Source organism: Arthrobacter sp. JB02-1C, assembly GCF_057748045.1.
Genome location: NZ_CM173235.1, coordinates 1,693,036 through 1,719,119 on the forward strand (window position 1 = coordinate 1,693,036; position 26,084 = coordinate 1,719,119).

Annotated in this window: 37 protein-coding genes and 1 tRNA gene; 5 read left to right on the top strand and 33 right to left on the bottom strand. The window is 66.2% G+C overall.

What is annotated here, in order from left to right; translation table 11 throughout:
- Positions 1-10 precede the first annotated feature (10 nt).
- The 24 genes from AC3ANP_RS08095 to AC3ANP_RS08210 all read right to left on the bottom strand — a co-directional run bounded on the left by AC3ANP_RS08095 (position 11) and on the right by AC3ANP_RS08210 (position 10,156).
- Positions 11-298 carry a hypothetical protein gene (locus AC3ANP_RS08095; RefSeq protein WP_488332803.1) on the bottom strand — a complete coding sequence of 96 codons (288 nt, stop codon included), beginning with the start codon at positions 296-298 and terminating at the stop codon, positions 11-13.
- Positions 295-486, bottom strand: a complete 192-nt coding sequence (locus AC3ANP_RS08100) for a hypothetical protein (protein WP_488332804.1) — start codon at positions 484-486, stop codon at positions 295-297. The genes AC3ANP_RS08095 and AC3ANP_RS08100 overlap by 4 nt, the downstream gene beginning before the upstream one ends.
- Positions 483-779, bottom strand: a complete 297-nt coding sequence (locus AC3ANP_RS08105) for a glutaredoxin family protein (protein WP_488332805.1) — start codon at positions 777-779, stop codon at positions 483-485. Before AC3ANP_RS08105 ends, AC3ANP_RS08100 begins: the two co-directional genes overlap by 4 nt.
- 72 nt (positions 780-851) lie before the next feature.
- Positions 852-1,025, bottom strand: a complete 174-nt coding sequence (locus AC3ANP_RS08110) for a hypothetical protein (RefSeq protein WP_488332806.1) — start codon at positions 1,023-1,025, stop codon at positions 852-854.
- Between the two features lie 70 nt (positions 1,026-1,095).
- Positions 1,096-1,569 carry a single-stranded DNA-binding protein gene (gene ssb / locus AC3ANP_RS08115; RefSeq protein WP_488332807.1) on the bottom strand — a complete coding sequence of 158 codons (474 nt, stop codon included), beginning with the start codon at positions 1,567-1,569 and terminating at the stop codon, positions 1,096-1,098.
- Positions 1,566-2,780 (bottom strand): AAA family ATPase, encoded by a 1,215-nt coding sequence (locus tag AC3ANP_RS08120; protein WP_488332808.1) that lies wholly within the window; start codon positions 2,778-2,780, stop codon positions 1,566-1,568. Before AC3ANP_RS08120 ends, ssb begins: the two co-directional genes overlap by 4 nt.
- 52 nt (positions 2,781-2,832) lie before the next feature.
- The gene (locus tag AC3ANP_RS08125) at positions 2,833-3,231 is read right to left on the bottom strand and encodes a beta-sandwich lipoprotein (RefSeq protein WP_488332809.1); all 399 of its coding nucleotides are present in this window, start codon (positions 3,229-3,231) and stop codon (positions 2,833-2,835) included.
- A gap of 2 nt (positions 3,232-3,233) precedes the next feature.
- On the bottom strand, positions 3,234-4,079 hold the full coding sequence (locus AC3ANP_RS08130; RefSeq protein ID WP_488332810.1) for a hypothetical protein: 846 nt from the start codon (positions 4,077-4,079) through the stop codon (positions 3,234-3,236).
- Positions 4,076-4,876, bottom strand: coding sequence for a PD-(D/E)XK nuclease-like domain-containing protein (locus tag AC3ANP_RS08135; RefSeq protein ID WP_488332811.1), 801 nt, complete (start codon positions 4,874-4,876; stop codon positions 4,076-4,078). The genes AC3ANP_RS08130 and AC3ANP_RS08135 overlap by 4 nt, the downstream gene beginning before the upstream one ends.
- A gap of 148 nt (positions 4,877-5,024) precedes the next feature.
- Positions 5,025-5,390: a hypothetical protein gene (locus AC3ANP_RS08140; RefSeq protein WP_488332812.1), complete on the bottom strand. Its 366-nt coding sequence runs from the start codon at positions 5,388-5,390 to the stop codon at positions 5,025-5,027.
- Positions 5,387-5,524, bottom strand: coding sequence for a hypothetical protein (locus AC3ANP_RS08145; RefSeq protein WP_488332813.1), 138 nt, complete (start codon positions 5,522-5,524; stop codon positions 5,387-5,389). Before AC3ANP_RS08145 ends, AC3ANP_RS08140 begins: the two co-directional genes overlap by 4 nt.
- Positions 5,524-5,847: a hypothetical protein gene (locus tag AC3ANP_RS08150; protein ID WP_488332814.1), complete on the bottom strand. Its 324-nt coding sequence runs from the start codon at positions 5,845-5,847 to the stop codon at positions 5,524-5,526. Before AC3ANP_RS08150 ends, AC3ANP_RS08145 begins: the two co-directional genes overlap by 1 nt.
- A complete protein-coding gene (locus AC3ANP_RS08155; protein WP_488332815.1) occupies positions 5,844-6,107 on the bottom strand; it encodes a hypothetical protein in 264 nt (87 codons plus the stop codon). The genes AC3ANP_RS08150 and AC3ANP_RS08155 overlap by 4 nt, the downstream gene beginning before the upstream one ends.
- Positions 6,104-6,478 (bottom strand): DUF4326 domain-containing protein, encoded by a 375-nt coding sequence (locus AC3ANP_RS08160; protein ID WP_488332816.1) that lies wholly within the window; start codon positions 6,476-6,478, stop codon positions 6,104-6,106. Before AC3ANP_RS08160 ends, AC3ANP_RS08155 begins: the two co-directional genes overlap by 4 nt.
- A gap of 91 nt (positions 6,479-6,569) precedes the next feature.
- Positions 6,570-6,908 carry a hypothetical protein gene (locus AC3ANP_RS08165; RefSeq protein WP_488332817.1) on the bottom strand — a complete coding sequence of 113 codons (339 nt, stop codon included), beginning with the start codon at positions 6,906-6,908 and terminating at the stop codon, positions 6,570-6,572.
- Complete coding sequence (locus tag AC3ANP_RS08170) at positions 6,905-7,111, bottom strand: hypothetical protein (RefSeq protein WP_488332818.1); 207 nt, start codon at positions 7,109-7,111, stop codon at positions 6,905-6,907. Before AC3ANP_RS08170 ends, AC3ANP_RS08165 begins: the two co-directional genes overlap by 4 nt.
- Positions 7,108-7,317 (bottom strand): hypothetical protein, encoded by a 210-nt coding sequence (locus AC3ANP_RS08175; protein WP_488332819.1) that lies wholly within the window; start codon positions 7,315-7,317, stop codon positions 7,108-7,110. The genes AC3ANP_RS08170 and AC3ANP_RS08175 overlap by 4 nt, the downstream gene beginning before the upstream one ends.
- Positions 7,292-7,492: a hypothetical protein gene (locus tag AC3ANP_RS08180; RefSeq protein ID WP_488332820.1), complete on the bottom strand. Its 201-nt coding sequence runs from the start codon at positions 7,490-7,492 to the stop codon at positions 7,292-7,294. Before AC3ANP_RS08180 ends, AC3ANP_RS08175 begins: the two co-directional genes overlap by 26 nt.
- A complete protein-coding gene (locus AC3ANP_RS08185; protein WP_488332821.1) occupies positions 7,489-7,749 on the bottom strand; it encodes a hypothetical protein in 261 nt (86 codons plus the stop codon). Before AC3ANP_RS08185 ends, AC3ANP_RS08180 begins: the two co-directional genes overlap by 4 nt.
- On the bottom strand, positions 7,746-7,910 hold the full coding sequence (locus AC3ANP_RS08190; protein ID WP_488332822.1) for a hypothetical protein: 165 nt from the start codon (positions 7,908-7,910) through the stop codon (positions 7,746-7,748). Before AC3ANP_RS08190 ends, AC3ANP_RS08185 begins: the two co-directional genes overlap by 4 nt.
- Entirely contained in the window at positions 7,907-8,644 is a 738-nt protein-coding gene (locus tag AC3ANP_RS08195; RefSeq protein ID WP_488332823.1) for a BRO family protein, read from the bottom strand. The genes AC3ANP_RS08190 and AC3ANP_RS08195 overlap by 4 nt, the downstream gene beginning before the upstream one ends.
- A gap of 677 nt (positions 8,645-9,321) precedes the next feature.
- Positions 9,322-9,570: a hypothetical protein gene (locus AC3ANP_RS08200; RefSeq protein WP_488332824.1), complete on the bottom strand. Its 249-nt coding sequence runs from the start codon at positions 9,568-9,570 to the stop codon at positions 9,322-9,324.
- A gap of 95 nt (positions 9,571-9,665) precedes the next feature.
- Positions 9,666-9,866: a MerR family transcriptional regulator gene (locus tag AC3ANP_RS08205; protein ID WP_488332825.1), complete on the bottom strand. Its 201-nt coding sequence runs from the start codon at positions 9,864-9,866 to the stop codon at positions 9,666-9,668.
- Between the two features lie 41 nt (positions 9,867-9,907).
- Positions 9,908-10,156, bottom strand: a complete 249-nt coding sequence (locus tag AC3ANP_RS08210; protein WP_488332826.1) for a helix-turn-helix domain-containing protein — start codon at positions 10,154-10,156, stop codon at positions 9,908-9,910.
- A gap of 151 nt (positions 10,157-10,307) precedes the next feature.
- On the opposite strand from AC3ANP_RS08210, the gene AC3ANP_RS08215 reads away from it, so the two are divergent.
- Entirely contained in the window at positions 10,308-10,562 is a 255-nt protein-coding gene (locus AC3ANP_RS08215; RefSeq protein WP_488332827.1) for a helix-turn-helix domain-containing protein, read from the top strand.
- On the opposite strand, the gene AC3ANP_RS08220 is transcribed toward AC3ANP_RS08215, so the two are convergent.
- Complete coding sequence (locus AC3ANP_RS08220; RefSeq protein WP_488332828.1) at positions 10,539-10,724, bottom strand: hypothetical protein; 186 nt, start codon at positions 10,722-10,724, stop codon at positions 10,539-10,541. The two genes, AC3ANP_RS08215 and AC3ANP_RS08220, sit on opposite strands and share 24 nt — an antisense overlap.
- Before the next feature lie 249 nt (positions 10,725-10,973).
- Here AC3ANP_RS08220 and AC3ANP_RS08225 point away from each other — a divergent pair, with 249 nt between their 5' ends.
- Entirely contained in the window at positions 10,974-11,228 is a 255-nt protein-coding gene (locus AC3ANP_RS08225; protein ID WP_488332829.1) for a helix-turn-helix domain-containing protein, read from the top strand.
- Positions 11,229-11,300: 72 nt separating this feature from the next.
- Here AC3ANP_RS08225 and AC3ANP_RS08230 read toward each other — a convergent pair whose 3' ends face one another.
- From AC3ANP_RS08230 to AC3ANP_RS08245, 4 genes are all read right to left on the bottom strand, one after another.
- Complete coding sequence (locus AC3ANP_RS08230) at positions 11,301-12,425, bottom strand: tyrosine-type recombinase/integrase (protein ID WP_488332830.1); 1,125 nt, start codon at positions 12,423-12,425, stop codon at positions 11,301-11,303.
- A 175-nt stretch (positions 12,426-12,600) separates the two neighbouring features.
- Positions 12,601-12,747 (bottom strand): hypothetical protein, encoded by a 147-nt coding sequence (locus tag AC3ANP_RS08235; RefSeq protein WP_488332831.1) that lies wholly within the window; start codon positions 12,745-12,747, stop codon positions 12,601-12,603.
- Between the two features lie 180 nt (positions 12,748-12,927).
- Positions 12,928-13,015: transfer RNA gene (locus AC3ANP_RS08240), tRNA-Ser, on the bottom strand.
- Positions 13,016-13,175: 160 nt separating this feature from the next.
- Positions 13,176-15,446: a prolyl oligopeptidase family serine peptidase gene (locus AC3ANP_RS08245; RefSeq protein ID WP_488332832.1), complete on the bottom strand. Its 2,271-nt coding sequence runs from the start codon at positions 15,444-15,446 to the stop codon at positions 13,176-13,178.
- A gap of 92 nt (positions 15,447-15,538) precedes the next feature.
- Here AC3ANP_RS08245 and AC3ANP_RS08250 point away from each other — a divergent pair, with 92 nt between their 5' ends.
- On the top strand, positions 15,539-17,503 hold the full coding sequence (locus AC3ANP_RS08250) for an FAD/NAD(P)-binding protein (RefSeq protein WP_488332833.1): 1,965 nt from the start codon (positions 15,539-15,541) through the stop codon (positions 17,501-17,503).
- A gap of 131 nt (positions 17,504-17,634) precedes the next feature.
- Here the strand turns inward: AC3ANP_RS08250 and AC3ANP_RS08255 are convergent, their stop codons facing one another.
- The 4 genes from AC3ANP_RS08255 to AC3ANP_RS08270 form a co-directional block, all read right to left on the bottom strand.
- Positions 17,635-17,859, bottom strand: coding sequence for a hypothetical protein (locus tag AC3ANP_RS08255; protein WP_488332834.1), 225 nt, complete (start codon positions 17,857-17,859; stop codon positions 17,635-17,637).
- Positions 17,856-19,298, bottom strand: coding sequence for a glycosyltransferase family 2 protein (locus AC3ANP_RS08260; RefSeq protein ID WP_488332835.1), 1,443 nt, complete (start codon positions 19,296-19,298; stop codon positions 17,856-17,858). The genes AC3ANP_RS08255 and AC3ANP_RS08260 overlap by 4 nt, the downstream gene beginning before the upstream one ends.
- 218 nt (positions 19,299-19,516) lie before the next feature.
- On the bottom strand, positions 19,517-24,055 hold the full coding sequence (locus AC3ANP_RS08265) for an ExeM/NucH family extracellular endonuclease (protein WP_488332836.1): 4,539 nt from the start codon (positions 24,053-24,055) through the stop codon (positions 19,517-19,519).
- A 359-nt stretch (positions 24,056-24,414) separates the two neighbouring features.
- Complete coding sequence (locus AC3ANP_RS08270) at positions 24,415-25,218, bottom strand: VOC family protein (RefSeq protein ID WP_488332837.1); 804 nt, start codon at positions 25,216-25,218, stop codon at positions 24,415-24,417.
- Between the two features lie 202 nt (positions 25,219-25,420).
- On the opposite strand from AC3ANP_RS08270, the gene AC3ANP_RS08275 reads away from it, so the two are divergent.
- Together AC3ANP_RS08275 and AC3ANP_RS08280 are read left to right on the top strand one after the other, a co-directional pair.
- The gene (locus AC3ANP_RS08275) at positions 25,421-25,837 is read left to right on the top strand and encodes a hypothetical protein (protein WP_488332838.1); all 417 of its coding nucleotides are present in this window, start codon (positions 25,421-25,423) and stop codon (positions 25,835-25,837) included.
- On the top strand, positions 25,834-26,061 hold the full coding sequence (locus AC3ANP_RS08280) for a helix-turn-helix transcriptional regulator (protein ID WP_488332839.1): 228 nt from the start codon (positions 25,834-25,836) through the stop codon (positions 26,059-26,061). Before AC3ANP_RS08275 ends, AC3ANP_RS08280 begins: the two co-directional genes overlap by 4 nt.
- Positions 26,062-26,084: the final 23 nt, after the last annotated feature.

Sequence of the window (26,084 nt, forward strand, 5' to 3'; positions counted from 1 at the left end):
CTCCTCCTTTCTAGTGGTGGTAGTTGCGTGGCCGGAGTGGTTCGGCGGGTACTTCGATGAGGACGATGTGGTGGTGTCCGCCAGAGCCTTGGATGTGCCGGCCGTCGGTGATGCAGGCGCGGGGCGTGCCGGTGATGGTGGCGTGGTGGCGGCGGGCGACGTCGGGGAGGTCGCCCAGGGCTTGGAGGATGAGTTCCTGGTCGGTGGTCGCTGTGCCGGCGCCGTCGACGATGGGCCAGATGGCGCGGAAGGTGTGCGTCGGGGTGGTGGGTGGTGCCGGTTTCTTTCGGGGGCTCATCGTCGGCCCTTTCGTTCGCGGGTGATGTTGCGGATGGCGGTTTCGCCCGTGGGGTCGCGGATGGTGCGGGTGGCCCGGTGGTTGGCGTCGTCCTGGGCCTGCGCTTCGATGTGGTGCTGGCAGGTGTGCCGGGATAGGCAGATGCCGTGCGGGCCTTTGCAGAGGGCGCAGCAGGGGTCGGCGGTCATGCGGCTTCGGCGTCTGGCCGGGCTGTGATGTGGCGTTCGATCATGTCGACGTCGAACTGGGTCCAGTGCACATCGCCCTCGATGGCGGATACGTAAACGACGGGCGCGGCGGTGTAGCCGAGGGCCTTGATGAAGTCGAGGGCTGCATCGTCCGTGGTGACGTCGACCTTCGTAAAGTGGATGTCGTGCTTCCGGAGCTTCCGCTCGGTGGCGTCGCACTGGACGCAATGCTTCTTGCCGTAGAGGACGACGGCGACACCTTCGCGGGTCTGGATGTCTTGTGCGTGGTTCATGGGTTTCCTTCGGGGTGTGAGCGGCGCCCGGCCGGGGGAGTGGCCGGGCGCCGCGGGGAGCGGGGGAGCTTGCTAGTTGGTGAAGTAGCTGAAGCCGACGCGGGTGGTGTCGGCCGCCGGGTCGTAGTCGGCTGTCACGGCGCGCAGCGCTTCGCCGAGGTTGTTCGGGCCTTTGACCTCGCCGATGATGTGGGTGCAGTCGCCGGGGTAGGTGGCGAAGCGGACGGGTGCTGTTGCGGTGCTCATGGTGTTCCTTTGCTTTTGGGCATGAAAAAAGCCGCTCGGTGGCGGCTTGGTGATTGGTGGTGCGGTTGGGTTAGCCCCATCCGCCTTGGCTTGCCTGCGCCTGGTTGCCCCAGCCGCCTTGGTCGGCGGGGGTGCCGCCCCAGCCTTGGTCGGTGGTGGCCGCGGGCGCGTCGTTGGCGGCGTATGCCTGCCCGTGGAAGGTGAGGTCCTTGCCGATGGACTCGACGCGGATCTCATCCACGGAACGCTTTTCGCCTTCCTTGGTCTCGTATTCGCGGGTGACGAGTTCGCCATAGACGATGACGTTGTCGGACTTCTTGAGCAGGTTGGCGATGTTCTGGGCGCGCGTGAGCTTGCCTTGGTCCCAGGCGGCGCATCGCCAGAACTTCGTGGGCTGGTCTTTCCACTCGTTCGTCTGCTTGTCGAACTTCTGGGCGCGCACAGCGACGGTGAAGTTGGTGACCGCGGATCCTGACTGCGCGTACCTGAGTTCCGGGTCTGCGGTCAGGCGGCCCTTGACGGTGAGATAGGTTTCCTGACTCATGCCCGCACCGCCCCGTCATCGATGATGATTCCGCGGCCGTCGCCGTCACCGACCATTTCGATCCACACCTGGTAGTCGTTCTCCCGGGCGATGGCTTCCACGAGCGCGAGGTTGTCGGAGTCGAGGAGCGACCCGTCAGCGATGCGGATGACCCGGAGCTTGGGGTTGAGCGCGATGGCCATGGCGAGCGAGACGCGCAGCTGCTCCGCGCCGGATGCCTGCTTGAACGGGACGCCCTGGTAGGTCACTCCGGACTCGTCGAAGCCGAGACCATCGATTGGGAAGGTCGCCGCTTCGAGGCCCGCGGCCTTCTGAGCGTCGATCTCCTTGATCCCTTCGGCGAGGGACTCGGCCTCTTGCTGCGCGATGGCCAGGTCGGCGCGGACCTGCTCGCCGGCCTTGTGGCGGCGGACGGCGGCATTGATCTCTTCGGCGCCGTCGACCTTGGCTTCGATGGCTTCGAGGTCGACCGGGTCAGGAGCATTGGCTGAGTAGTCCGATGCTTCGTCTAGCGCGACCTGGGCTTCAGCGAGTTCAGCGGTGAGCCGATCCACCTTGGCCTGCCACGCCGTTACTGCGCGCTCGGCTGCAGCGATCTTCTCGTTGAGCGCCTGGCCTTCGCGGTACGCGCTGACGAGGTCCTTGACGCTGACCTCTTCGGCGGGCAGGTCGGCTGGCCGGCTGCTGTATTCGGCGGCGCGGGCGGTGAGTTCCTTGACCTTGCGGTTGGCGTCGGTGCGCTGTTCGAACAGGTCTTTGCGCTCGGCGGCGAGTTTGCCGAGGTCGAAGGGCAGGTCGACAAGGCCCAGCAGCGTGGAGAGCTGGTCCTTGTCGGACAGTTGCGTGAAGGCGAGCGGGTCGAGGGAGAGCTTGCCGAGCAGGTCGTCGAGCTTCGCCTGGCCTTTCGGGTACACGGCGCCGTCGGGGGACTTGACCGTGAGGGTGGACCCGGAGGCGGTGAAGCGGCGGGTGACGATCAGGTCTTCGGTTTCGAGGACGATCTGGGCTTTGTCTTCACCCTCCCGGATCGGCTTGGGCGTGGTCTTGGCGTTCACGCCGCCGAGGGCCGCGGTGATGCTGTCGAGGATGGACGTTTTGCCCTGCCCGTTCTTGCCGGCCACGATGACGAGGTTGCCGTCCGGGTCCGGGGCGATCTCCACGGCCTTCAGCCTTTTGTAGTTCGTGGATTCGAGGCGGATTATTTTGCTCATGTGGTGGGTTCCTTTGAAGTGGTCGTGACGTGGATGGCGGGGCTGTGGCGGGTCACTGCTTGCCGCCCTGCAGGTCAAACTCGGGGATGATGCCCTCAGGCTTGATGACGACGCGGGTGTGGTAGACGGACACGTCGACGGACTCCATCTGCGTTGAAACCCAGGCGACGTCGGTGGCCTGCCCGATGTAGTGCTTGCGGTACTCGTTCGGGCCCTGCTTGCACGTCACGATGAGGTCGCCGGAGCGTTCGATGGAGCAGCGGCCTTCGACGTAGAACAGGTACTCGTTGGTGCGGGTGTTTACGCCGATGATCTTGCGCTGGACCTCGAACTGGTCGGCGGCCTTGGACAGGTTGTCGGATGCAACCTTCGCGTCCGAATCGCAAGCCCCCGCGGTGAGCAGGATTGACGCGGCAATGACGGCGCCGATGATTGCGGGATTCTTCTTCATGTTCAGGATTCCTTTGCCTGGCTGCGGATGTAGGTGAGGGTGGCGTCGTCGGCGCCGGATGCTTTGGCGTCGTCCCACATGGCCCGGAGTGATGCCGGGTCGCCACCGGCAGCGTCCGCGAGGTCATGCCAGTTCAGTGGTGTCGGTGCGGTTCCGGCCTCCGGTTCAGCCGGGGGCGCGGGCTCGGCGGCCATTGCGGTCAGCGCCTGGATGCCAGCAGCAACCCGGGGCGCGGGACGTTCTCCTAGGTCCCGCAGGTCGTCGGCCTCTTCCACGGAGTAGGCCATGCCAAGAAGGACATCCGGGAAGACGGTTCGGCAGGCCTCGGTGGCGGCCTTGGCGGAGAGCATGGCGATCGGGTCCGTCTGGTACTTCGGGTTGGACTTGGTGTAGCCCGCCTTGGTGGCCCGCTGGATCGTCCAGGTGAACTCTTCCCAGTCCGCTTCGCCCTTGCGACGGACAGCCCATGTAGAGGTCGTCTCTGTCGCTTCGACGCGCTTCGCTTCGTGGCCCCGAGCGAGCACGAGGGCAACCATGGTCTTGGCGTACATGGAAGGCTGGCCGTGGACGGGGAAGATGTTTTGGACTGCTTGCATGGGGTCCATGCCCACTGACTTCCCGGCGAGGATGACCGCCGCAGCGTCGGCGGCTACTTCAGCCTCCGTCTTCCACGTGTCCTTGTTCTTCTTCAGTAGGGATTGCGGAAGGAAGCTGGACGCGGCGAGGGCCTTACCGAGTGCGTGAGCGGCGGTGAGTTCGGCCGCCCATTCGGTCAGCTGGATCACGGCGTCGGTCTGGGGGAGTGCGGGCAGCGCCTGCGTCTGCTGGGTGGCTAGTTCGTTGCTCATGCGGTTAGTTCCTCAATTTCTCGTGCGACCCAGTAGGGGAGCCGGATGGGTTCGTTGGATTCGTAGCCGGGCCAGGTGTCGGCGGCCAGGCATTCGCGGTAGATGGTTTTGGCGTGGTCGTTGAGTGCGCGGCCGGCGGCGAGCGCGTTGTCGTCGAGCTGGACAACGGACACGAGGTAGGGCGGCGACTTTTCGACGAGAACGAAGATGAACGGCAGCGTCTCACCGGTGGCGATGCGGACGCCCTCGGTGTAGTGGTCGGCGGACTGGTGGTAGCCGAGCTTGTAGGCTGTGCGCCCGAACTCGCGGGGGTCGGCGTTGATCGTGGTCTTGAGGTCCACGAGGAGGCCGGGCTTCCATGCGTCCGGGCGGCACTTGAGCATTTGGCCGTCCTCTTCCCAGAAGACGGACTGTTCGGCGCGATGGTCGGTGAATGCGGCCCGGGCGAGGGGGTGCGCCATGACGGAGTCCCGCATGGCCTTGACCTGCAACCACTCCGCGGTCTTGAGCGGAATCTTGCCGTCTTTCACCGCGGCGTCCGCGGGCTCGGTCCAAACCTTGCCGCGCTTAGCCTCGACGTCGATCACCACTACCCCGGATTCGTCGTCCTCCAGGATGAGGCTGTGAGCGACGGTGCCGAGGTCGTAGATGTCCTTGTGGACAGGATGCTCGGACTCCCACTTCCAATGCGCCGGGGTGCGGGTCGCGAGGGTCTTCAGGCTGGTCGAGCCGAGCGCCGAGTCTCGGTGGTAGGTCTCGTTCGGAATGGCATCGTAAATGCCGGGGGAGTACCCCATGTTTTCTCCCATGAAAAAAGGACCATCTCAGGTCCTTGCGGTTGGTTGCGGTTCCCCATGCAGGGGGCAGTCGGGGTTGGTCGGTCGTGGCCGTCGCGGGTCGTACACGGAGCGCGGGCAGGTGCACCCTACAGGCCGCAACGGGCGCTCATCCTTCATCCCGCACAGCAGCGGCGCGGGCACGGAGCCAGGTCTCGGTCGTCTTGGCTTCGGCTGAATAGGCGCCGTAGCGGACGATGTCTGCCAGTTCGTATTCCCGGCTGTCGGCCATGTTCTGCATCGTCTTGAATAGCGTGTCGGAGCGCTCGGCCCGTTCGTCCGCCGCTTCTTCGAGCGCCACGGCTCCTGCTTCCTTGACCGACCCGCACCCCGCAACGGTCAGGGCGTCGGCCTGGTGGGCGGTGAAGTCTCCGCCCAGTACCCTGCCGAACCACCCGCAGATGCAGTGGTCATGCAGCGTGCGCTCCTTGTGGTTCGGCTGGTGCGCCGCGAGCACTTCCGCCATCCCGCTCATGCCGGGTCCTGCTTTGCGGCGATGGCTTGGCGCCGCCTGCGGTCCTGTCGGCGGTGCTTCATCTTGACGGCCACGAGGTAACAGAGCCCTGGCGCCATGCCGGAGAACAGGCCAACCCACATCTGAGCTGTCATCACGCCCCCTCCGTTGCGGTGAGCGCGGCAATGGTCGTGCACGGCCAGGTCTCGCCATCCTCGTTGCAGTAGTACTGCCCTGGAACCGCCGTCCCCTTATAGTGCAACTGCTCCGCCCGTTCGATCCGCGCCTGTTGTTCCCGCACGAGGGCGAGGAGGTAGGGGACATCGTTTGCTGATTCCGTCAGCCGGTGAAGCTGTCGAATGGTGCCCGCATCAGTGGAGAGCGCTAGTTGCGCGAGGTCGTAGCGTGACCGTATGGCGTCGAGTGGGTCCCCGTCGCCGCCTGCCAGGGTGATTAGGTGCTCGTCGTAGCTGGTCATGGTTTCCTCTCGATACGGGTGTTGACGAAGGACAGCGTGTCGCCCCAGCAGTCGCTGCACAGGCTGACTTCGCTCCACACGTTGGACGCAACGGTCTCGGCGGATGTGACGGCCTTCTCCCAGGTGTTCATGCGGAGATAGTTGAACCTGATCCGCCACGTGTCCCGGTAGACCTTCCCGAAGACGCGGGACAGTCCGGGGCGTGGGAAGTCTCGTTCGATGCCGGCGCCGCACCGGTGGCATGGCTCGCGGGTGCTCATTGTGTTCCTTCCTGGTGGGCGGTCAGCCCGGGGGTTTCGGGGGTGGGCCGGTTGGCCAGTTCGAGCAGCACGTCCGCATGGCACGGCTTGTCCAGCGGGCACCAGCACGCGAGGTCTTTGCCGCGCAACCGCTTGATGTCGAAGCCGAAGTCATGCCACATCGGCACTGTGTACCGCTTGAAAAGACTGACGACGTTCTCGGCGCTGGCGCCACCGCGGCAATAGAACGTGGCAGTGCCGTCTGGGAGCGAAAAGCCTGCCTCCCCGACCCGGAAGGGGTTGCCCCACTTCGATCCGCGGCCGACATACACGGCGCCCTCCGGCATCCGCCAGCCCCTGGTCCGCTTCCGCTGGACACGCACCGGGCTCACGCCCGTACCCGCCATGCGCGGTGGCGGCCGGGGACGAGCTGCTCACCGAAGAAGCATGCGAGGCGGCGGCGGAACGTCCAACGCGCCGCCCTCACCGGGCCGCCTTCGGTTTGTGCAGGATGGTCACTGGCAGGAAGTTGTCAGGGTGCGTGCTCCCGGACCGGGCGCCGCGATGCCAATGCCCGTCCTCCCAGCGCTGGAACGAGATCGCCTGACCGTGATTCGAGGTGTAGACGTCGGAGAGTACGACCGAGCCATTGGGCAGATCGTCCAGCTCTTCCTCGGTGGTGATGGTGCTGGCCGCCGCTGCTTCTTTTGCAGCGACACGGTCGGCTGCCCCGATAGCACGCTTGGCGATCTTGTCGGTGTCCCAGTCGCGACCATAGGCGCGGGCGATAACGCGGGCGGCCGCATCCACGCGGGCGCTCATGCGACGCACTCCAGCTTCGCGGCGCGGTACTCGGCGGTGAGGGATTCAAGTCGGGCCCTGGCGGCCGCGGCGTCGCTCGTGGCCTGGGCGGCGTCAGCGTCGGCCCGCTCCGACGCGACCTTCGCGAGACGGACCTGCCGGTACAGCTTCGCCGCCGCCAACTCAGGGACCGGCGGGCGGGTGGTTTCGGGGGTGGTGGTCATGCGGTCCTTCTCTCAGCGGTCGCCAAAAGCTGGCGAAGATTGTTAGTGATGACGGCGGCTGCGGTGGCCAGTAGCCATGCGTCGTGCTCGAGCGGCTTGCCAGAGAGCGACGCGGCGCGGGACACGAGGGCTGCGGTGCGTGCGTCAGCGGAGGCGATGGCCTTGGCTGTTGCGGCCCGGTCAATCACGCCCGTACCTCCGCTCAAGCCGGGACTCTTCCCACTGGCCCTCCGCGTAGGCGTCAGCCTGGTCCTGTGCGATCGCGGCCAGACACTCCATGCACTCGTCGCAGTCGCCGTTCTCGCACTGCTCGACGTCGTCGGGCGGGAGCATGTTCTCGTAGGCCCGCTGCGCGGACTCAAAACCCGGGATGTGGCTCATGCTGTCCTCCTATAGGGGTATTCGCGCCGCAACGCTGCAGCTTCCCGCTCGCGGCGGGCACGCAAATAGTGATCGAGGGTTTGCTGGTTCTGTTCGACCGTGGCGCGGCCGGAAACGCTCGGCGTCGATCGGGCATAGCAGGTCATGCACCTGCCGCCGTAGCGGGCAATCGTGTCCGGGAAGTCGCTCAGCTTTGAGCGGGCCGGCCGGGTCGGTCGCTGGCAACCGCTGCACGGAATGATCTTCGGGTCGCTCACCACTGCCCCCTCTGCCAGTCTTCGGCAGCCTCGGCCGCCAACCGGTCATCCTCGATGGCCTCCAAGGCGGCCAGGTTCCGGTCGTGGGCGATGGCCCGAGGGATCATGATGGAGCCGCCGAAGACCGTGGCGACGAACACGAGGAAGAAGAACCAGCTCACGCCGTCACCTCCGGGGTGATGTAGCCGCGGCGAACCAACAGCTTGAACAGGGGGTCAACGCCGGACGGCAGGACCTTGGAAGAGTACGAAACCCCGGACGCACCAGAGTTCCGCTCAAAGCTTGTCGCCTTCACCTCGAACCAGTGCGCGAACTCCTGATACGGGCGCCGGTCACCCTGAATCACCTTCGCCGCGCGCAACCAGTCGAACAACGTCTGCCGGCCGACCTTGAACATGTTGGCGACGGCACCGATACTCAATGACCCGTCAGCCTCGATGAACTTCTCGAACGCCTCAGCCTTCGGAGTCAGCTCCTTGACCCGCGACTCCGCAGCGTTCGCCCGATCCGACTCCTCAAGAATCGCCAGGGCAAGGGTGCGCGGATCAATCGCGTTCAAATCCAGCGGCGCGTGACCATAGCTGCCCGTCTTGCGGATCGCAGGGAGAACCTCGTGCGTGATCCACCGCTTGAACGCCTTCGCCCCGTCGAGCTGGCTGCCCATCGTGGCAACGTAGAGGCCGGGCTCGCTGATGACGGTCATTTCCTGATCGCCGCCAAGGGTGTGCAGAAGTCGCACCCCCTTGTCCTCGTCATCCAGACGCCGGGTCATCGCTGCCGTTGCGCTGTACTCGAGGATGCGGGCGACGTCGGCGGCAACGAACCAAGGCTCGCCGTCGACAAGTACCGTCCGGACTTCCTGATTGCCGTAGTTGAAGAGTTGTAGAGTGGTCATTGCTACTCCTTGTTTTGGGTACGAAAAAGGCACCCGTCGTGCGTGGCGGGTGCCTTGCTTATGAGGGTCGGTTGGATATGGACTGGGCGGTCGTGATCGGGGCAGCGACGTTGCTCGTTGTTCTCTGGCAAGAGCTACGGCACTATCTGATGCGAGGCCATGTTGAGTGGCTTGGAGAAATGCGAGAGGTCGCTGGCGGGTGGCAAGTGAGAATCACGAACTACGGGGCCGAACCGGCCCGCGAGGTGCTAATCAACTTCGAAGACGCTGACCACCATGGCGCGCAGTACATGCTCATCCCCGCTGGTGGTAGCGAGGTGATTTCCATTCCCACGGCCGGTCAGGATCCGTGGGCGACAATCCTGTTCCGCTCCCCACATCACCGGAATCGGGCCTTGATGACGTGGGTTCCGCTCCGAACAGACGCTCAGGCGATGGCAGACTACCGGAAACAACGGATGTGGTCCTGGCGTCAATCCCTAGCCGCGCGCAAACGGCACGGAAAAGCAGTCGGTCCCGGCGCACAATTGACAGCCTCTCTACCCAGAGAGCTAAGGAAAATAGCCAAAATGACAGAGCGGCTTGCCAGGCGAACTCAAAAGATTTCAGAGCAACAACGGCAGTGAATACGAACGGCAGCCAGTAGGAACACCAGCTCGGGCGGCGAAGATAGACGCTCACGCGGCCACCGCCACTCGTCGGGCTGCGTTCTCGGCGTTGATGTTGCGGATCGCCAGCATCGGAGTCGGGTCGTTGTACGTGATGGTGCTGTAGAACTCCAGCATCTCGGCGTCGGTAGGCTCATTGGTCAAAGCATCGAACCGGCGCTTGGCGAGCTTGGCGACCTTCTTGATGGTGGAACGCTCGTGGCCAGCGAGGTCTTCGCGGACCCGGTTTTCCCAGAATGCGAGGGTGAAAGATGGCATGGCAATTAGACCTATCTCCGAGGGACGAACCCAAGGGTGAGGTTTGGAAAGGGTGGGGTAGTGCCCTGAGGCGGGCGAGGTGGTGCTGGGCCTGGTTAGGCGGATAGCTTGCGGAGTGCTGCGGCGATGCGGTCTTTGTCGTATCCACCTTGCTGGTGTCCGGCGACGATCTGTGCGATTTCGTCCTGCTGGTCTGGTGAGAACCTGTAGAGCCTGCCGATGCGATCGCATGGCCATTCGCCGGTCTGTGCTTTGCGGCGTACCGTGTCGTCTCCGATCCGGTACTTTGCCGCCATGTCCTGGGTTGTCGCGTAGGACTCTGAACGGCGGGCCATGGTTACGCCGCGTTCCGGCGGCCGAGGATGTCCAGGGGGAGGATGTCGGCGAGCGTGAGGCCGAGGGCTTCGGCGATGGAGCCGAGCTCGCGGAGAGTGAAGTCTCCGCCTCCGTTGATCTTGCGGTCGAAGGTAGTCATGGGGATGCCGGCTTTGCGGGCTGTGGCTGCCTTGGTGGTTTCCTGCTGGACGATCCCGAGGAGGATGTTGCGGCTTGTGGCTGTAATGACAGCGCTGTTATTTGTTTCCATACGGAAACCATAGTTCCCGATCGGGAACCAAGTCAACCCATCGACTAAGTATCGCGTGTCGCGTAAGCAAGTAGTGCGTTCGGCAATGTCGAGTACACAGTGGGAAGGTTGCTGATTGTTAACTTCCCCATATGGGAGTTACTGTATCCGTATGGGAACTTATGGACACGACATTCAGTCCGCGCTGGCCGTTCAAATCAAGGTTGAACTGGCGGAGCGAGGCTGGAAGCAGCCGGACCTGGCGGAACGCTCAGGCATACCGCGGACGACGCTCCACCGCTACCTCAACGGCGACCGGGACATACCACTCCCAGCCTTCGCGGAAATCGCCGGCGCGCTGAACATGTCCGCATACGACCTCGTGGCCCGCGCCGAAGGGCGGCTAAAGGCGGATAACGTCCAGTAGTTTCATCCCATGAAGCGCGGCGAGCGCCCCGGCCTCTTTGACGGTCATGGGGCGCTCGCCCTTTTTTATTGCCAGGACGGCGGTCGAGCCCAGCCCCCACGCCTCAGCGAGCGCCTCTGTAGGCGTGTCTCGGGCCAGTGTGGCGACGTGCTCAAACTTCATTGTCAATCCCCAAAATTCGAAAGTATGTTCGGATGAAGAGAGCCTATCGGAGGCGCCTGACAGTTGCCTACATGGCGTTGCTGGACGTCACCTGAGCGTCTTCATACGGGCAAATCTAGCGCATATGTGGCTGTCGTCCGAACCGCTGGCCGGGTTGCATTTGTCGCGCATATGGGAAGACAATGCCCATATGAAGCGTTTGCGCAGGTCAGACGCAGGTTTAGCGCATGGAGGGCTAATATGTCGGGTGTGCCATCAGGAACAGAGCCGGAGCCCGGCGCATTCGCCCGCGCCGTCAGCGACGAGGTGAGGCTAGCCATGACCAGGCACCGGACCAGTGCAGCCCAGGTGGCCGTCGCAATCGGACGTTCGCCGAGCTACATGTCCAAGCGGATGCGCAACGAGGCCAGCCTTACGGCCAACGATGTCGAGAGGATCTGCACCGTGATAGGGGAGGACCTCCTGGATCTCGTCACCCGAGCGGCTCGCTCCGTGCGGACCTGAGACGACAAAAGAGCCCCCGCCGTATTGGCGGGGGCTCATCTGCTTTGCGGGGCTCACGGGCAGATCTGCTACCTATGCTCCGATTGCCCCGGTTAGCGCGGTTTCGACCATCGCGGCGGCGCGGAAGTGAGCGTCGGGGACGAGGTGGCCGTACGTCTTCGTGGTCGTGATGATGGACTCATGCCCGAGCCGGTTGGCGAGCTCGTACAGGTTCATGCCGCCTGCGATCATCATTGAGGCATGGGAGTGCCTGATGTCATGGATCCGGGGTCGTCGCTCCAGCCCGAGGTCCGCAGCCTTGATCGCGGCGTACCATTCATCGAGCCATTGACGGTGCTGCGGGTAGACGGTGGTAGTGGGCGAGACGGTGAATATCGGCTTGCCTTGTGGCGCCGATTCGACGCGCTCCCGGATGGCTTCAACGGTGGACGGTGCGAGGGCAACGGTACGCCGCGCCTTCTTCGTCTTCGGCGCACCCACGGCCCACCCGTCTTCCATCTCCTGGTAAGCCTTCATGATGCGCACAGAGGGCGTCGTGGCGTCCAGCTGGAAGTCTGTACGGGTCAGGGCCGTAGCCTCGCCTAGACGCAGCCCTGAGCCGATCAGGAGCCGCCACATGGGGCGGTGCCATTCGTCGGCGTGGTCGATGATGGCGTTGACCTGTTCCATGGTGAGGAACATGGCTTTATCTTCGGTGGCGTCATCTTTGGGGAGTAGCCGGCCGTTGCATGGGTTGTCGGGGCGTAGTCGGCGGCGGACGGCTGAGTTCATGGATGCGTGAACGAACCCGTGCACGTTCGCGACGGTCTTGGGCGAGCATCCCTTTTTGGTCATTGCTTTGATCCAGCGGATTAGGTCGTCTTCGGTGATCTGATCCACGGGCAGATGGCCGATGCCGGCGAAGTGGTTCTTGATGTAGCCGCGGTATCGCTTGACGGTGTATTCGCGGACGTTGATGAGCCGTTCGATATGGCCGTTGGCTACTTCCTCGAATGAGGGGGACCGGGACACTTGCCGGAGTAACGCGGTTTGGGCTGCTTGGGTGTCGTGCTTGACGGCTTCAAGCAGGCCCTTCCATTGGGCGGCGGCTATCTCGGTCGGCAGTGTTTGCCGGTGCCGCTCGCCTTTGTCGTACCACTCGACACGGTAGCTCGTGATCTTCCCGGCCGCGTTCTTCCGCGCCTCAATCGTCGCCATTACGCTGCCCCGATGGCTCGCACCACGGCGCGAGCGGCGTGTTCATTCCAGGGGACTTGTATTTCATGGGTGCCGCACTCGCAGCACCAGCCGGTGTCGTGGTCGTAGCACGTAAGGGCGCCTTGGCGGTGTTCCCGCAGCACCTGCGCCGCCGCCTCTACCGCAGCTTCCGGGATCATTTCCCGTCCCCGATCCGTTCGACACTGTACGCGCCGTTTGCGCGGGCTACAGCGTTGAGCGCGTCAAACATCGTGGTGTGGCCCTTGAAGAACAAGTCCAGCGCGGCCCCGATGTCGTGCATGGCTTTCTCTGCTGCGGTCATCCCGTCCCCCTCTAAAAATGGTTCCGGGGGTTCGTGCGGGGTTTCCGCGAATCGGATGAATCCCCTAGAACTCGCCGGGACCGGCGGTTTAATGACCTGACTTTAACAGGTCTTGGGGGGATTTTCTCGGCTTGTGGGGGGATGCCCGCCAACTTCCTTGAGTTGGCGGGCTCCCACGGGCGGAGACGGGGGGATTTGAACCCCCGGTGGAGTTGTGCCCCACACTTCATTAGCAGTGAAGCCCATTCGGCCGCTCTGGCACGTCTCCAATTGCTATTCCTAGCCCACCAAGGATACGCAGAAGGGGCCACGCAGTGCAAAACGGCCGGCCCCGGACTCCGCCGGGCCTGCCGGGGCCGGTGCGGGCGAGCCGCGCAGGCGCGAAACGGCCCCGGCAGCGGTGCCAGGCCGTGCTGTCCGCGGGCCTGTCAGGCACTCCGCCCGGCCAGGGCGCGCCAGAGGAAATGCTGGCTCCGGCTCTGCAGCGCCGCGGCCTGCCGGTTGTCCGAGGCCCCCGCGTGGCCTCCCTCGAGCGACTCGTGGAACCAGACGTTGGGGATGCCCATGGCCTGCATCCGGGCGGCCATTTTGCGGGCCTGCACCGGACCGACGCGGTCGTCCGAGGTGGCCGTCCAGATGAAGGTTTCCGGGTACTCGATGCCGTCCCGGAGCAGGTGGTAGGGGGAGAAGGTCCGGATGAAGTCCCACTGTTCGGGCACGTCCGGATCGCCGTACTCGGCAATCCAGGAGTAGCCGGCGGACAGCTTGGTGTACCGGCGCATGTCCAGCAGCGGAACTCCGCAGGAGACCGCGCCGAAGAGTTCCGGGTACCGGGTCAGCATGTTGCCCACCAGCAGGCCGCCGTTGGAGCCGCCCACGCAGCCGAGCCGCTCGCGGGACGTCACGCCGCGGGAAATCAGGTCCTGCGCGACGGCCGCGAAATCCTCGTAGGCGCGGTGCCGCCGGTCCTGCAGCGCGGCCCGGTGCCAGGACGGGCCGTACTCGCCGCCGCCGCGGATGTTGGCGACGACGTAGACCCCGCCGCGGCTGTGCGGCGCCGCGCCGTCCGCGGCGTCGGCGGCGTCCGTGCGGCGCTCCAGCCAGGCCCGGCCGATGGCCCCGCTGTACGCCGGGGTCCGGGAGATCTCGAACCCGCCGTAGCCGGAGAGCTGGGTGGGGTTATGCCCGTCAAGGACCAGGTCCCGGGCGGCCACCTGGAAATAGGGGACCCTTGTGCCGTCCTTCGACACGGCGAAATGCTGCTGGACCTCGTAGGAACCCTCATCAAAGAACGACGGCGCCGTGCGGATGACCTCGTGCGTGCTGACCACGTGGTCCCCGCCGGCACGCGCCAGCCGGCCGCGGGTCAAGGTGCTGGGCGTGGTGAAGCCGGTGGCAACGAGCCAGAAGTCGTTTCCGGAGCTCGCGCCGTCGTCCGAACCGGCGTCCGAACGGGCGCCTTCCTGGCCCTCGGCGTCGTCGTCGGCTTCGTCATCGACGGCGAATGCCGAGACATCGTGCAGCGGCGGGCAGGCGTCCAGCACGCTGGCTGCCCAGGCGGCCTCGGCGCCGGGCCGCTGGGGGTCCAGGACCCGGATTTCGGAGGAAACGTCGCGCAGCAGGTTCAGCAGCAGGAAGTCCCGGGTCCAGCTCCACGACTGCAGCGAGGTGTGCTCATCCGGGGTGAAGAGCACAGACAGCTCCCGGCTGCCGGCCAGGAAGTCCTCGAATCCCGCGGCGAGCAGGGAGCCGGCCGGGTAGCTGGTGCCGTCCACCGTCCACTCGCGCTGCGGGCGGAACAGGAGCCACTCCCGGTGCGAGCTGAGGTTGACATCGTCCGGCACATCAAGCTCGATCCACTGGCCGTCCCGCAGGACTGAGGTCCGCTTCTCAAAGAAGCTGATCCAGTCCACCGCAAAGGTCCGTTCAAAGCCCGGGGTGGAGTCGTGCGCCAGGAGCGCCATCATGTGCTCTTCCGGGATTTCGAAGATCCGCTCGGCCGAGGCCAGGGATTCCCCGCGCCGCAGCACCACCCCGGTGCGGGCGTACGAGGAGGTGGTCCGCGGAAGCCCGGCGGCCGTGCTCGCAACCAGCAGCGTGTCCGCGTCCAGCCAGGAAGCGTTGCCCTTGGCGGTCGGAAGATCGAATCCGCCCGCGGCCGGGTCGACGAAGCTGCGGGTTTCGACGTCGAACTCGCGGTAGCGGTTCGCATCACCGCCGTCGGGGGAGAGGGCAACGAGGGCGAGCCGGTGCGGCTGGCCGGCCGCGGGGCGCAGGAAAACGGCACCGTGAAACACCCATTCCTCGCCTTCAGCAGCGGCGAGGGCATCGACGTCGAGCAGGATCTCCCACTCGGGCGAGCCCGCCCGGTAGCTGTCCCAGTCCGTGCGCCGCCAGAGGCCCTTCGGATTCGCGCGGTCCTTCCAGAAGTTGTAGTACCACTCGCCGTGCTTGCCGACCATGGCGATCCGGTCGGTGGAATCCAGCACCTCAAGGATCCGGCCCTCGAGCTCAACGTAGTCGGCGTCTTCCAACAGTTCCTCGGTGCGGGCGTTTTGCTCCCGGACCCACGCAAGTTGTTCCTCGCCGTAGATGTCCTCCAGCCAGATATTCTCGTCGACCGGTTCGGGGGCGGTGCCCGTATTCGGTCCGGAGGCGCCGGTGGACGCGGGCGGTTGCGCAGCTGTGGTGGTCGTCATTGGCTCATCCAAGCAACTGTGATGCCAGGCAAGCAAGTCAAGCCGCGCCCGCCAGTCCGGACCCCTGCCCGTCAGCGGATACGCTGGATGCCGTGGTCACCTCGCGAAGCATCCGGACGGCACTCATTGGCGCCGGTCCCCGGGGCACCAGTGTGCTGGAGCGGCTGCTCGCCAACTGGGCCGCGGCGGCGCCCGGTGCCACGCTGCATCTCGATGTGGTCGACCCTTACCCTGCGGGCCCGGGCCACGTCTGGCAAACCGACCAATCACGGCTGTACCTGATGAACACCCAGTCCTTCTATCCAACGCTTGTCCCGGACGTCCCGGACCTGGCGCGGCCGCTGGCCGGCCAGACGTTTGACCAGTGGCGGGAGCTGCAGCGGCAGAGCCCGCAGCAGGAACTGACCTCACCCGAACGCAGGGAACTGTCCGGTCTCGGTTCCGCGGATTTTCCGAGCCGCGCGCTGTACGGCCGCTATCTCAGGTCCACGCTCGAGGCCCTGCTGGCAAGGCTGCCCGACGGGGTTACCGTTGACTTCCACCAGAGCACCGCGACGGCGGTCCACCCTGTTGCCGGGGCTGCGGGCCGCGGATTCGACGTCACCCTCGAGAACGGGACCGTGCTCGCCGTGCAGACCGTCGTGCTGGCGCTGGGCCACGTCGAATCGCGGCTCAACCCCGAACAACGCGACCTGAAACTTGCCGCGGACGACCTCGGGCTCACCTACTTTCCGCCGGCGGCCCCGGCCGACGTCGATTGGTCCCGGATCCCGGCAGTCCGGCCGGTGCTGGTGCGTGGCATGGGCTTGAACTTCTTCGACGCGATGGGCCAGCTGACCGAGGGCCGCGGCGGCAAATTCCTGCCGCCGGCGGACGGGGCGCCCCTGACCTACCTGCCCTCGGGCCGGGAGCCGTTCATCATCGCCGCCTCTCGGCGCGGCACCCCGTATCGCGCCAAGGCCGCGCTGTCCCGCTACTACCCGGCGGCGGTCAGTCTTCGGTACTTCACCGAAGCGGCACTGGCGAAGTTTGCGGCCGCCGGAATCGTGCCGAGTTTCGACCACGACCTCTGGCCGCTCCTGCACCGCGACGCCGTGTGGGCCTACTACTCAACCCTGGCCCGAACCCGGCCGGACGCCGTCGGAAGCGACCCGGCCGCCTTCCTGGGCAGCCTCGAAGAAGCCCTGCAGCCGCACGCCCACTCCGCCGCCAAATGGGAAGCTGCCGCCCGCGCGGTGATTGTCGCGTCCGTCCGCCCGGCCCACCGGCTGGACCTGCTGGGCCTTGCGGCCCCGCTGGCCGGGCGCCACTTCGGCTCGGGCGCGGAGCTGGACGCCGCCGTCGTGGAGTACCTCCTGGATGATGCGCGGCGTTCCGCGCTTGGCGAGGATGACCCGGTGAAGATGGCGATCGGCGCCCTGCATCACGGCCGGGCGGTGTTGAAGACGGCAGTGGTCGACGGCGGCATCACCGACGAATCGTGGGTTGCGGGCCTCCGTGGCTGGTTCGAGTCCTTCGTGGAGGGGCTCGCCAGCGGGCCGCCTGCCCTCCGCGCCGAGCAGCTCGCCGCACTGGTCCGGGCCGGGGTGGTCAGCTTTGCCGGGCCCGATCCCAAATTCGGCGTCGACCGGAAGGCCGGTGTCTTCACGGTTGCCTCACCCTGGGTGGCCGGGCGCGGCCAGGGCGCTGCCAACCGGCTGGAGGCTGAGGTCATGGTCGAAGCGTTGGCGCCGGCCAACCGGGTTGCGGTGAACGCCTCCCCGCTGCTGGAACAACTGCTCGCCGACGGCCTGGTCCGGCCACGCCTCATGATGAGCGCGGAGGGAACGCCCGTGCAGGCCTCGGGCCTGGACGTCGTTCCGCACCCCTACCGTCCGCTCGGGGCAAGCGGCGCAATCACCGAGGGGCTCTACGTCCTGGGCCTGCAGCTTTCCGCAGCGCAGTGGGGCACCGCGATTGCCGCCGAGGCCCGGCCGGCGACGGGCCCGGTCTACCGCAGCGGCCAGCGCACGCTCCGCGACGCAGACGAGATCGCCCGTTCCATCCTCGGCCGTTAGGGCCAACAACGCCGGTGACGCGCCAACCAAAAATGGGCATGCCTCCGTCCGGGCCGGGCCGGGCGGAGGGCATATGGGCCATATGTCCATCCCTGGGATCTTAGGGAGGGCATGCGCAGTGCTGGAGTCCGCTACCGGGGCGCGTCGGGGTGGATGCTGCGGGTCTCGGATCGCTTGTTCCGGTTCCGGATCCAGTCCGAGGGGTGCAGCTTGGGCAGGATCTTCGCCACGGCCAAGGCCGCGTACATGACGGTGTTGATCGCGACAAAGGTGGCGAGGATGGCGAACCATTGTGTCTGGAGCAGGGCTTCTGGGAACAGGATTCCCGCGGGGACGCTGACGGTGGTGATGCTCATGAACGCTCAGCTCCTGTCGTTTCCTGGACACGGACGTGCTGGACGTGCTTCCAGCTGGCCTTCCGGCCCAGCGAAATATCGGCGACGCCCTTGAGGTAGACGACGTTGAGGAACATATCGAAAAACAGTTCCGGGAGCAGCGTGAGCGCGAGGAGCCGGGCCCGCCAGCCGCCCCGCCATACCGTGGCGACCCGTTCAATCATGAACAGGGCGCCCAGCCCCAGCCAGAACGGGAACCAGATCCAGACATCGAGCGAAAACACCATCAGGAAGATCAGCAGCAGGTAGGAGCCCAGGGCGATCACCCCGTAGCCGATTCCCAGCTGCTGCGCCCAGTAGCGCAGCGTCGGCGCAGTGATGCCGTAGGCGCCGATATTCTCGAGCGCCCCGCGCTGCCAGCGCAGCCGCTGCGACCACAGGGTGCGCCAGCCCGGCATCAGTTCGGTCACCACCGTGCACTGCGCCGGCGAGATCATCAGCGCGCCGAGGGACTTCAGGGCGATCGTCAGCTCGTTGTCTTCGGTCAGCGCGGCCGTGTCATAGACATCGCCCGGGGTGCCGGGAATCGAGGTTCCGCGCGCCGCCGCCACCGTCCGCAGGGCCCTGGAGCGGAACATCGATGCGGTGCCGGTCAGCACGAACACCCGGCCGCGCCGGCGTCCAATTTCCCGGCTGTAGCGCAGGTATTCGTTCCGCTGGAACTGGCCGATCAGTCCGTGGCCCTCTTCGCCGTAGAACAGGCCGCCAACGGCCATCAGTGCGCGGTCGTTGATGAACCGCTCCACCGCCGCGGCCAGGAAACCGTCGTCGAGCCGGGTGTCCGCGTCCATGACCATTACGACGTCGTTGTCACCGAGGCCCGGCAGCAGTTGCTGGAGGACCTGGTTGAGGGCGCCGGCCTTCTTCTTGGTGTTCCGCACCGATTCAATGACCTCGACGCCGGCCTGGCGGGCCAGGGCCACCGTGTCATCCGTGCAGTTGTCGGCCACCACGATCACTCGGTCCGGCCGGCGGGACTGCTCGAGCAGGGAAGCGATGGTCTGGGGCAGGGAAGCTTCCTCGTTGTGGGCGGGGATGAGTACCGTGACCGTGACGGGGCCGGCGTAGTCGCCGTGCGTCGCCGCCATCACCACACGCGGGGCCAGCGGGCCGGTGCTGGGGTCCAGGGAACGCCGCGAGCGGTTGGCGATCCGTCGGTCCAGTCCGGCGATGGCGGCGGCCAGCAGCAGCGCCAGGGCGACGGCGGCCAGGAGCACGCGCAGCGGCGGCGCGTCCGTGTTGTACAGGATGTTCCAGAAGCCGAGGAACAGGCCCTGGGCAGGAGTGTCGCTCAGACCCGGGCCTCCGGCGGCGACCGCGAACCAGAGCAGCGCCGCGGCGCCCCCGGCTGTCAGGGCGATCAGGATACCGACGGCCCGTTGAAACTTACCGTTGCGCATGGCCGCATGCTACCAGCGTCACAGGAACACCACCTGTCACGGGAATAACGGCGGCGTTCCGACGCTTGGTGCGCGCCGAACGCTCGAGAACGCCACATGCCCTCCGTCCGGGCCGGGCGGTGGACATATAGGCAATATGTCCACCGCTGCGGCCCGGAGGAGGGCATGCTCAGCGGGTCAGGGCCTGGAGATCAGCCCTTCGGGTCAGGGCCGGGAAATCAGCCCTTCAGGCAGTGCCGGTAGGCCGACATCTGGCTGCCGTAGTTGGCCTGGCCGACGACGTCCGACGGCCGGCTCGGCTTGACCGGCGGAACGCACTTCGGCGGGACCGGTACGGTGGCGCCGACCTTGACCTCGGTCTTGACCACGGTGCCCGACTCGGCGGCGGTGAGCACCAGGGTGCCCGTCCCGGCGGCGGCGCCCGCGGGCACCTTCACCTCCACCGTTGCCGCACCGGCAGCGACCGGCACGGTGCCGAGCGGGGTGACAACGCCCGCAGCATCCCTGAACTCGGCCAGCAGTGCGGTGTTGGCCGGGCTGCCCAGCGAGGTGAGGTCAAGCTTGGAAACCGCCAGGGTGATGGCGTCGCCGCTCTTGACCTCGGCCGCGGTGGTGTTGACGACGGCCACCGAGCGGCGGGCGAAGTCCGGCGAGACCGGGTTGTGGGTCTGCAGGTACTTGATCCACGCGTCACGGTCCACCAGCCCGGAATCCTTGGTGCCGGTCCCGGAGGTGAAGATCCGGAAGTTGTCGCCGCCGGTGGCAAGGAAGCTGAACGTGCCGATCCGGTAGGACTTCGCCGGGTCGATCAGGGCACCGTTGACGCGGATCGCGGTGATCCGGTCACCCGCGGGGCGGGCGGCGTCGTAGGTGTAGTTGACGTTCTTGGACAGGCCCAGCTGCTGGTAGGCGCGGCTGGGGACCGTGCCGTCCGGGTTGGTCTGCCACTGCTGTTCCAGCAGGGTCTTGAACTGGGCGCCCGTGAGCGAGGTGGTCCACAGGTTGTTCACGAACGGCAGGACCGCATTGGCCTCGGCGTACGTGATGGTGCCGTCGGGCGCGTAGTACAGCTCGTTGCGCAGTCCGCCGGGGTTGACGACGCCGATCTCGGCGGCTCCCAGCTCGGGTGCCCTGAGTGCGTCCACGAGCGAGTCGGCCACGAGGTTGCCCAGCGTGGATTCGCTCGAACGGTCATCACGCACGGCGGGGGACCCGGCGAACGCGGTGGTGATATCCGCTGTGACCTTGCCGACCGGCTGGTTGCCGATCACGGCGGCCTCGGCAATCGCCTTGTCCACGATGGCCTTGACCGCGGCGACCCGCGGGTAGGCGGCGACCAGGTCGGCCGCAGGATCGGTGCTGCGCTTGACGTTGGCCGCCTTGTAGCCGGTGACGGACATGGTCTTGGTGTCAATCGTCAGCTGGATCTGTCCGATGAACTCGCCGTAGTTGCCGGTCTGGACAATCGGGCGGGTCTTGCCCTCGACGCCGGGGATCGGTGCGTCCCACGCGTACTGCTTGTGCGTGTGGCCGTTGAAGATCGCGGCGACGTCGGGCGTGACTTCGTTGACCATCTTGGCGAAGGGGCCGCCGGCGGCGACTTCCTGTGCCAGGGTGGCCCCCTCGGGGGCGCCGGACCCGGCGCCGTCGTGGTTCTCCACGATGATCACGTCGGCGAGCTTATCTGCCTTGATCTTCGCGGCGACGCGGTTGATGGCGTCGACGGGGTCGCCGAATTCGAGGTCCGCGATGCCGGCCGGGGTGACCAGCGACGGAACTTCCTGGGTCACGGTGCCGATCACGGCCACCTTAATCCCGTTCATCTCCAGCACGGTGTATTCGGGCAGAACCGGTTCGGTGGTGCCCTTCTTGTAGACGTTGGCGGCCAGGTACGGGAACTTTGCGTTGGACCCGCCGGCGATGACGCGGTCACGCAGATCGGCCCAGCCGCCGTCGAACTCGTGGTTGCCCACGGCCGAGGTCCGCAGCTCCAGTGCGTTCAGCACGTCGATGGTCGGCTGGTCCTTGGCCACAGCCGAGGCGAACAGCGACGCGCCGATGTTGTCACCGGCGGAGAGGAAGGCAGTGGCGCCGGGGGCCGCAGCGGCCCGGAGCTTCTCGATGGTTCCGGCGAACTGCACGGTGTTGGAATCGATCCGGCCGTGGAAGTCGTTGATGCCCAGGAAGTTCAGGTCCACACTTGCCGGGACGGCAGGGGCGGCCTTCAGGTCCAGGCCCACCACCACCGGGTCGTGGTCGCTGGCGCGGAACTGGTTCGGCGCGTAGTAGTCCGTGACGTTGTTGTTGTACCGGCTGTACTCCAGCGCCACGGATTCGACCGAGTTGATGTTCCAGATGTCCGCGCCGGTGACGACGGCGTTGGCCGCGGGCGAGGCGAGGATGTGGTCCAGCGAGCCCACCAGGCCACCGAAGAGGTAGGAATGCTTGGCGGTACCGTCAGCGTTCTTGGCCTTTTCGTCCTGGTTCACGTACCCCGCGCCGGTGAGGACGTTGATCGGGTCCTCCTTGGCGTAGGCGTTGAAGTCGCCGATCAGGAACACCTTGTCGGTGCCCTTGGCCTTCTGCAATTCGTCGGCGAACGCCAGCAGGGACTTGGCCTGCGCGGTGCGGGCAAGGTTTGAATTGCCCTGGCCCTTGTCGGTGTCATCCGGCGTCGCCGCGGAGCCCTTGGACTTGAAGTGGTTCGCGATCGCGATGAACTTCTTGTCATCGGCGGCCCCCACAGGCTTGAAGACCTGGGCCAGCGGCTTGCGGGCACTGGCGAAGGCCGTGGTGTCGTTGTGGATGATGGACTCGCCCACCGGCTCCGCCGCGGCCTTCTTGTAGATAAAGGCGGTGCGGATCATGTCCTCGTCGGCCAGCGGGGGAGCGTTCGCGGGGGTCCGGACGTAGTCCCAGATGCCGGGCGTGGCGATGTTCAGGGCGTCAACCAGCGTGGCGAGGGCGTAGTCGCGGTTCTTGCCGAACTGGGCCGAGTTCTCGACCTCCATCAGGGTCACGACGTCGGCGCCAGACTTGGAGATGGCGGCAACGATCTTGTCCTGCTGGCGTTTGAGGTTCGCCGCGTTGGCCGCGCCGCGGACGTTGCAGCCGCCGCTGACGGTGATCGGGTTGCCCGCGCGGTCCGTGTAGAACTTGCAGCCGGAGACCTGGTCGCCGGTGGTCGGGAAGTAGTTCAGCACGTTGAACGAGGCAAGTTTGAGGCTGCCGCCCACGGCGGCCGGGGCCTCGGTGCGGGTGGCGCCGAAGCCGGCCGGCTGGACCGTGTCCGCGTTGGCGGCGGTCAGCTGGGTCAGCGGCTGGAACTTCCAGGAGTTGTTCGCGTAGCTGAGCACCACGTTGGTCTTGAACGTGACCGGCGAGCCGACCCGGACAGGATCCTGCGTGGTCAGGTACGGCAGGGTCTGCGCCTTGGTGCCGGCGTCCTTGAGGAAGTTAGTGCTGGCGCCGTCGTCGAGCTTGATGCCGCGCGCTGCGTTGGCCTCGACGGTGGCGGTGTACTCGGCGGACCCGTAGGCGCCGACGGCGGTGGGCTGTGCCAGCGGGGTGGTGCCGCCGGCCAGGCCGATCTCGCCGTACTGGTTGAGTGAGTAGTTGTCGGCGACCGTGACCGGCCCCTGCGGCGTCAGCAGCATGCCCTCGAGGGATTCGCGGAAGGCCTCATCGGCCGGGAGCGCGAAGCCGGTGGGCTTGACCTCCGGGGCGGCCTCGGTCAGCTTGGTGACTCCGGCGGCGCCGGCGACGTTGAGCTGGGTCATGCCGTAGTACTCGTCGACGTCGCCGGTGACCTCGAGGTAGTCACCGATCCGGACCGAGCCGACGGCGGACGGTGCGTAGACGAAGATGGCGTCCGACGCCGTGTGGTTGGCCGGGGTGAGGTCCCCGCCAGTGCCGGGAGTCTGCAGGTAGAAGCCGGCAAAACCACCGGTGGGGAAGGCTGCGGTGACCTTGCCCCGGGTGGTGACGGACGAACCCTTCAGCGGGCTGGCCGGGCCGGTGCCCTGGATCTCGGCGATGGTCTTCAATGCCGGCGGCGTTCCGGGCCCTGGATCAACCGGGCCGGGATCGGCGACGCCGTTGAGGGCCTTCGGCGTGATGGTCGCGTTCAGCGTGAAGTCGGCGGAGTTGTCGTTGCTGTCGGTACCGCCGCTGCGGTTCAGGCTCTTGACGTCAGAGTTGCCCGAGGGCGCCTTGGCGGCCTGGGTTTCGAAGGTGTTGGAGCTGCCGTATCCCAGCAGATCCGCGACGTTGGCAGGCTCGACGACGGAGCCGGTGGCCAGCGGGTTCAGGGTCGCGGACTGCTTGGCCAGGACGATCGTGCCGGTGCTTCCGGACGGGTTGAACCCGGCGGCGGTCGCGTCGGCGGCCGGCAGATCCAGTCCGGCGGCGCCGTTGCTGCCGCCCTGCAGCAGGTAGTAGCCCTTCGCCGCGATGGTGCCGGAGAGGGCCGCGGTGCTGCTCGGGGTGCCGGTGCCCGTGCCGGAGCGGTACTGGATGGACCAGCCCTCCAGGGAGACCGGGGCGTCGGAGCCGTTGTACAGCTCGACGAACTTGTTCTTGTAGGCTGCGCCGGCGCTGCCGCCGCTGAGGTAGACCTCGTTGATGATGACCGGCGAAGTTCCGGCCGCTGCCGGTGAGACCTCCAGTGCGGCGGCGGGCAAAGCTGTCAGCGGGGCTGCAATGAGCCCCGCGGACAGCGCTGTGCCCAGCGCCGTTTTCCAATATGTGATTTTCATCCGCTCTAACTCTCATTAGGGTGCCCGGGTAAGGGCTGGGTGCGATGTCCGGGTTGTGGCCCACGGACGGGCCGGCCTGCTCCTGGTCAAGCAGAGTCCGGCTCAGCAAAACAGGGATGAATGAACGCAAAGTGAATTTCCTGCGCATTCAGCGACGCGGCCCCCAGCGGAACGCATCGCAGCCGGCGCGGAACCCCAACAGGGCGGCCCCGGCGACGGTGTCGGTAGTGCATTCTTGTCACCCGGTCATTTCCCTTGACACGGGCAGTCAAAAGAATACCGGCCACAATCCGCTTGGAAAGCGGGTGGCCGGTATTCTTTATCGCAGTTTTTCCAAAGCTTCTATAAAGAGCCCAGTTTTAGGGGGCCGCGGTGGCGGAACCGTCCTGTGCCGTCTCGGCGACGATCTTGAACATGGCACCGGTGGGGTCGGTCAGGGTGGCGAGCCGTCCGAACGGGGTGTCCTCGGGCGCGTGGATGACAGCCGCGCCAAGCTCCACCGCACGGGCGGCAGTGGCGTCGGCGTCCTGGACAGCGAAGTAGACCTGCCAGTGGGCGGGCACCTCCTCGGGGAGGTAGCCGGAGGCGTCCACGATCCCTGCCTTGGCTGCTGGACCGACGCCGAGCGTGGTGTAGCGGAACTCCGGTGTGTCGCTCATGACATCCGTTTCCCAGCCGAACACATCCTGGTAGAACTTCACCGCCGCCTGGTAGTCCTTGGCGTGCAGTTCGTGCCACGCCGGGGCGCCGGCTTCGGCAGCCAACTCGAACCCCTTCATTTCGCGCGGCTGCCAGACGCCTACCGAAGCACCTGTGGCGTCGGCAAACATTGCCATCTTGCCCTGCTCCGGAACATCCATCGGTCCCATGTAGACCTGGCCGCCGTGGGCCTTGACTGCCTCCGCCGTCGCGTCGGCGTCATCCGCCCGCAGGTACGTGCTCCAGACGTCCGGGAAGCCGGCCTGCTCCGGCATCTTCTGCATGATCCCCGCCACGGACTTCCCGTTCTTCGATGCCATGATGTAGCCGCCGTAGGTCTCCTGGTCGCCGGCCTCAAAGGTCCAGCCGAAGAGATCGCCGTAAAACGCCTTCGCCTTCTCCGGGTCCGAAGTCATGAGGTCGATCCAGCACGGCGCGCCGGGGGTGATGTCAGGGGTAGGCATGGGGTCTCCTGGTTTTCGCGGCAGCGGTCTTGCATCCGAGGATGGCCGCCGCCTTCCGATGGGTAGGTCAGACAAGAGAGACACTAGGCCGGGGCCCAGACAGTTTCAATGGACGGCGTTCAAGGGGCCGGCGGGATCCGCGGCACCCGGCCAGGTGACAAGCATCCTTGACATGCGACGACGAGGTCCGCACACTGATCTCATGACTAGCAAACTTGACAACCAAGACCGCAGCAACGGCGACCGTACCCGGGCGCGCGCCTATAACCTCGAGTTCTGGCCGGGCATCGCGGCCTACGCGGTGGTGCTCACCGGAGTCTTACTATGGGGGGACCTTCATGGCGAAAGCCCCTGGCGTTTCGTGTGGGCGGTGCTCCCGGTCATCCCCGGACTCTGGATTGTGCGCGCCGTCCTCCGCCACGTCCGGCGAAGCGACGACTACCAGCGGCTCCTCATGCTGCGCGGACTGGCCGGCGGCTTCGCCGTGGCGATGATCGCCTCCGTGACCCTGGCATTCCTGGAAATCGCAGGACTCCAGATTCCCGGCACCGGGTGGGTCATCTACGGGGCAGGAATGCTGGGGTGGGTCTTCACCGGAGCGTTCGTGGGTAGGCGATGAACAACCACCTCAGGACACTGCGCGAGGGGCGGGGCTGGACCCAGGGAGCGCTCGCCGACCACCTCGGTGTTTCCCGGCAGACAGTGAATGCGCTCGAAACCGGCCGCTACGACCCCGCACTGCCGCTGGCTTTTCGTATCGCGCGGCTGTTCGGCCAGCCCATCGAGGCGATCTTCATCGCACCCGAAGAACCCGAAGAACCCGGCGCCCCTGCCCGCAGCTGACCGGGCGGCGGGCCTGGTAGGGG